The sequence below is a fragment of the Bradyrhizobium valentinum genome (assembly GCF_001440405.1).
Lineage (GTDB): Bacteria > Pseudomonadota > Alphaproteobacteria > Rhizobiales > Xanthobacteraceae > Bradyrhizobium > Bradyrhizobium valentinum.
Genome location: NZ_LLXX01000085.1, coordinates 5,495 through 7,720, shown reverse-complemented (window position 1 = coordinate 7,720; position 2,226 = coordinate 5,495). Strand labels below are relative to the sequence as shown.

Below are 2,226 nucleotides of genomic sequence, written 5' to 3'. Positions count from 1 at the left end.
GCTCCGGCAGCGCCGCCAGGGCAAGCTGCCGCGCCGCTGCCGCCTCCGCCGCCGCAGCAAACGATGGCCGACGATGGTGCGCCCGTGGTGCGCCCGCCGATGCCGCTGCGGTAAGTAGCTGCGTACCCCGGATGCGGCGCGCTTGCGGCGTGATGCGCTGCTGATCCGGGGTCCATGTCGGTCACAGCTCCCGGCTCAGCAGACCAACGCTGCGGGACAAGCGGAGACGTGCCAATGCGCTAGCTCTGATGCGGTCCTCGCATCAGCTTCATGGCGTCTTCGATATGACGCCACTCCGTGGCTTCCTCAATATCGCCCTTGCTCTCGCAAGCCTGTGCATTGTGTGCGGCTTCCGCGATCGCGGTGAGGCCGTGCTTCTCCATCATCTGGCGCGCAATCGTATGGATCTGCATTTCCGACATCATGTCGCTCTCCCAGGGTTCCAACAGTCTTACGCCGCAGCGTTTCGATCGTCGCGGCTTCGTCCGTGAAAACTGCCGAACCGAAAGTCCCGTTCCTCCGGCTGTGACCGATAATTTTCAGACAGGTTGACGGACCGGTTCCACCTGCGGTCGCGCCCCCCGTATTATCCCGTCCGCAATCTCCCCGAATATTAAGCGGCTCCACCGCCTGCTATTTTCAGCGTGAATCGCAATCGCGGGAGTCGGATATGGCCAGAGTCTATTTCCACTACTCCAATTCCGAGGGCGTATGCGTCGACCGGCGCGGCACCGCCGTCGGAAACCTGACCGAGGTGCGCGACCACGCCGCCCGCGTCGTGCAGTCGCTGATTACGGCGCAGGGCCCGGAAGACTGGCGCGACTGGACGTTGCATGTCAGCGACGATCTCAACGACGAAATCTTCGCCCTGCCGTTTTCGTCCGTGCTCGGCAAGCTGCATTGAGAGGTCGCCATGCTGGCCATGCAACCCCTTCTCCGACGCCTGACCGAGATCGTGATCCGTTGGCACCGGCTGATCGAAATTGCCCGCAAGCCCTACCGGCCCGAGCTGCATTACATGCGCGGCCCCGGCCCGAAATGGCACGCGAAGCATCGGGGCATTCTGTAGCCCGCACTCCCGTAGGATGGGTGGAGCGAAGCGATACCCATCATCTCGCTCATGGTCGCGATGGGTTCGCTTTCGCTCTACCCATCCTACAAATCCCCTAACTCCGGCGGCTCGAACCAGTTCGTCAGCGACAGGCCGCCATCGACCACGATCGCGGCGCCCGTTACGTAAGCCGATATCCGGTTCGACAGCACCGCCAGCGCCAACGGCGCAAGGTCCTTGGCCTGGCCAAGCCGGCCGAGCGGAATGTGTCTTGCGAGCGCGGGATCGGCGACGAAGCCGCCGGCCGCGATCGCGCCCGGCACCAGCGCGTTGACGCGGATGCCGAAGCGGCCGAACGTCTTGGCCAGTTCCTTCACCAGAATCGAAAGCCCCGCCTTCGACGTCGAGTAATGCGGCAGGTTGCGCGGCGTGCCGGCATGCAGCGAGGTCAGCAGCAGGAACGAGCCGGGCTGCTTGTCGGCGATCAGCTTTCGCGCCAGTTCACGCGAGAGGTGGAATCCGGCCTCAAGATTCACCGCATGCATCTGCGCCCAAATCTCCGTGGTGACGCCGAGCGCATGATCGCTCTCGCGCCGCGGCGGCGATGCGCTGTGCACGAAATGGGTCACGCATCCGACGGCGGCGGCGGCTTCCGCCAATAGCGCCTCGCGCGCCGCCGGGTCGGCGAGATCACCGACAAAGGGTACCGCCAGTTCCGGCCGGGCCGAGGTCTCGATGGCCGCCGTCACCGTATCCTTGTTCACGTCGGCAAACACCGTGCGCACGCCCTCGCCGACCAGGGCTTGCGCGATCGCGCGGCCGATCCCGTTGCCCGCGCCGGTGACGAGCGCCGCCTCGCGCGCGGGATCGAATGGCGTATTCAACAAACTCATGCTCGCGTCTCCCCGGGGCCGTCATGGCCGGGCTTGATGACCCGGCCATCCACATTTTTCTTACACATTCGCCGCAAGTGCGTGGATGCCCGGGTCAGGCCCGGGCACGCCTACATTGGCTTGACTCCTTGCGCGTATCAATTGGGCGCGCCATCTGCACCGCTGGGTTGCTTTCACCTTGCCCGGAACCGTCCTAGTCTCCACTCTGTAACCGGCGGGCTCACCACCATGCAAACCCGCGTTCGAAAGGTCGCCCACGTTCTGGAACGCCTTGGGCTTGCA

At 64.7% G+C, this 2,226-nt stretch carries 4 protein-coding genes; 2 read left to right on the top strand and 2 right to left on the bottom strand.

Features of this window, described 5'->3' with window-relative positions; genetic code table 11:
- Positions 1-239 precede the first annotated feature (239 nt).
- Complete coding sequence (locus tag CP49_RS13145) at positions 240-425, bottom strand: hypothetical protein (protein WP_057850674.1); 186 nt, start codon at positions 423-425, stop codon at positions 240-242.
- Between the two features lie 245 nt (positions 426-670).
- On the opposite strand from CP49_RS13145, the gene CP49_RS13140 reads away from it, so the two are divergent.
- Positions 671-904: a DUF6894 family protein gene (locus tag CP49_RS13140; protein ID WP_057850672.1), complete on the top strand. Its 234-nt coding sequence runs from the start codon at positions 671-673 to the stop codon at positions 902-904.
- A gap of 9 nt (positions 905-913) precedes the next feature.
- Positions 914-1,069, top strand: a complete 156-nt coding sequence (locus CP49_RS45965) for a hypothetical protein (RefSeq protein ID WP_197423100.1) — start codon at positions 914-916, stop codon at positions 1,067-1,069.
- A gap of 86 nt (positions 1,070-1,155) precedes the next feature.
- Here CP49_RS45965 and CP49_RS13135 read toward each other — a convergent pair whose 3' ends face one another.
- Positions 1,156-1,944, bottom strand: a complete 789-nt coding sequence (locus CP49_RS13135) for an SDR family NAD(P)-dependent oxidoreductase (RefSeq protein WP_057850671.1) — start codon at positions 1,942-1,944, stop codon at positions 1,156-1,158.
- Positions 1,945-2,226: the final 282 nt, after the last annotated feature.

Bases quoted from the DNA above. Each gene is read 5' to 3' on its own strand.
- CP49_RS13145 (WP_057850674.1), bottom strand. From the start codon at position 425: ATGATGTCGGAAATGCAGATCCATACGATTGCGCGCCAGATGATGGAG.
- CP49_RS13140 (WP_057850672.1), top strand. From the start codon at position 671: ATGGCCAGAGTCTATTTCCACTACTCCAATTCCGAGGGCGTATGCGTC.
- CP49_RS45965 (WP_197423100.1), top strand. From the start codon at position 914: ATGCTGGCCATGCAACCCCTTCTCCGACGCCTGACCGAGATCGTGATC.
- CP49_RS13135 (WP_057850671.1), bottom strand. From the start codon at position 1,944: ATGAGTTTGTTGAATACGCCATTCGATCCCGCGCGCGAGGCGGCGCTC.